This is a genomic window from Undibacterium sp. GrIS 1.2 (genome assembly GCF_040544435.1).
Lineage (GTDB): Bacteria > Pseudomonadota > Gammaproteobacteria > Burkholderiales > Burkholderiaceae_D > Undibacterium.
The window spans coordinates 1-2154 of record NZ_JBEONP010000136.1 but is presented as its reverse complement, the minus strand read 5'-3'; the positions used below and the strand labels follow the sequence as shown (position 1 = coordinate 2154).

Genomic DNA, 2154 nt, shown 5'->3' with positions numbered 1-2154 from the left:
AAATTAAGCCAGCTCTCCTGAATCACACCTTTGAACGAAAATCGATAAAAATCACGAAATCTGCTCGCTATCTGGGGTTTATGGAGGGCTTACGGATCACGTAACTTAGCTAATTGGTCTTTATCCATTGCCATTTCAAATCTCTCACCCGGAGCCATGTCTCTTTCAGTAACGGTGGTGCCTTCTTTAAACGGTGCAGTTTCTCTTGTTGCACGTTTTTTATCGATCAGTTCAGTGTTCGCATCCGTCGCTGTACGGTACTTGATTTTACCTCGGAATCTAACATGCACACCATCATCCACAGACTTAGCTGTATCCGCCATCTGTTCCGCTTTAGCTAACTCTGCCGCCTTAGTTGCCTCAGCTATCTTGGCTGCTTTAGCCGCTTCTTCCAACTTGAGTGCCTCAGCCGCTTTCGCTGCCTTGCTGCCTTTGATCCAGCCTAACCCTAGCGTGCCAATTTCTGTGACTGCCCTGGTGCCTGCTTCTACATACTGCCCTTTCGCCCAAGGATCGGTCACTGGCTTGACAATGGCTTTGCCTATATCTAACGCGTCTTGTCCAATGGTACCCGCTGTGATGTTGCCAAGCTTGATATTCTCAGCGAGGATTTGTCCATCAAGTTGGCCTAGTGCTTGGCCGGTGCTGGTGTATTGATAGCGTATTAGCTTGGGGACGGCTTTGATGCCTTCGTAGGCCATTTCGCCTATACCCATGACACCGTCTTTGACGAAACCTAAAACACCGCGGGTGGCTTGCGCGGCGTAGTCGGTTGCGCTGCCTGGTGTGCCTTGGATTTGGCCTATGAGTCCGTCTAGCTGACTATTGCTGTCTTTGAAGTTGATGTAGTCATCTAAGGCATTGAGATTGAGCTGGCCTGCTTATCAATAGTGTCCCAACGTTTCCACTTCAGGGGTTCTTAAGTTAATGATTTGTTTGCATAAATTGATATTTCTGTCTCGTCTCAATTTGAACGTCGAGGCGCAAAATTAGGTTTTTTTGCGGATATTCGCCGCAGGCGAGCCTATCACGTATCAAGGCAAACTCGTGTTTTCATCGGTCATTACGTGTTTGCCGTTTACTTTGAGAATGTTCTGGTCGTCCAGGATTTTGACATGCCACCAAACATAGCGACGTCAAACCCAATTTTTTGTATAGTTAATAAAGAATTGCTTCTTTTTTGTAGCACTTGCAAGCATAGAAAACATATCTACATCTTCTTGTTTAGTGTCATAAGGATTGCTGTCAATTCCGTCTATATCTTGATAAGTAATATCAAATATTTTTTGTGAATTAGACCATAGAGAAAAATAATGAATATTTGGTTCGGTGCTCACTTTAACTTCTGTTGACTCTAATGAGCCTAATACCCGCGTTTCATTCTTGAAAAATATCGGACCATCTGGTGAAGCAAAAACTCCAACTACATTTGATGATACGACTACGAATATGCCAAATGTAAAGTTCAATTCCTTTTGCTTAGCAAATTCACGGCTTATGATCTTATAAGATCCATCGTAATTATCATATTCCAATACGAGATTATGCTGATCAAAGTTCTTTAGATATACTTTCTTTCCCACTATAAGCCTCCTATATATTTCAATGCTTTGTCGATGTATGTTACATCTTTACTTTCAAGCCATCCTTCAAATTTTGACAAGAGTGCATTCACATTATTATTGGGCGTGAAAGACGAGTTAATTATCCTCTGATAAGCCTCATCCAATGATTTGCCGCTCTCCAATTGTTTGCTGACTAAATCTTCAAATTTCGGCCCCAATGGATCACCGTATCTACCAGAGTTTACCTCGTAAATATAATCGCGCAGGGGCTCAGGAGTGAGGTCTTTATATTTAATTCCAAGTTCTCTCCTTTCATTCCACATTTCATAAGCAACCTCATTTTTTGGTGTTCCACTATCCATCATATGTTTTGCTTTCATTTCAAGATCTACTACTTCATCTTCATATGCTTGACGTAATGGATGATTTTTAATATCACCACCAATTTTCTCGCGAATGGCAGAAATTTTTTCGTGTTTTGTTAATTTTGAAGCTCTAACATGCACACCATCATCCACAGACTTAGCTGTATCCGCCATCTGTTCCGCTTTAGCTAACTCTGCCGCCTTAGTTGCCTCAGCTATCTTGG

3 protein-coding genes are annotated in these 2154 nt (G+C 42.2%); all 3 read right to left on the bottom strand.

What is annotated here, in order from left to right:
* Positions 1–89: 89 nt before the first annotated feature.
* The gene (locus tag AAKU61_RS22475; protein ID WP_354335847.1) at positions 90–716 is read right to left on the bottom strand and encodes a hypothetical protein; all 627 of its coding nucleotides are present in this window, start codon (positions 714–716) and stop codon (positions 90–92) included.
* A 420-nt stretch (positions 717–1136) separates the two neighbouring features.
* Positions 1137–1583, bottom strand: a complete 447-nt coding sequence (locus AAKU61_RS22470) for a hypothetical protein (protein ID WP_354335845.1) — start codon at positions 1581–1583, stop codon at positions 1137–1139.
* Positions 1583–2154 (bottom strand): hypothetical protein (locus tag AAKU61_RS22465; RefSeq protein WP_354335843.1); only part of this gene is annotated, 572 nt, incomplete at its 5' end. The genes AAKU61_RS22470 and AAKU61_RS22465, both read right to left, overlap by 1 nt.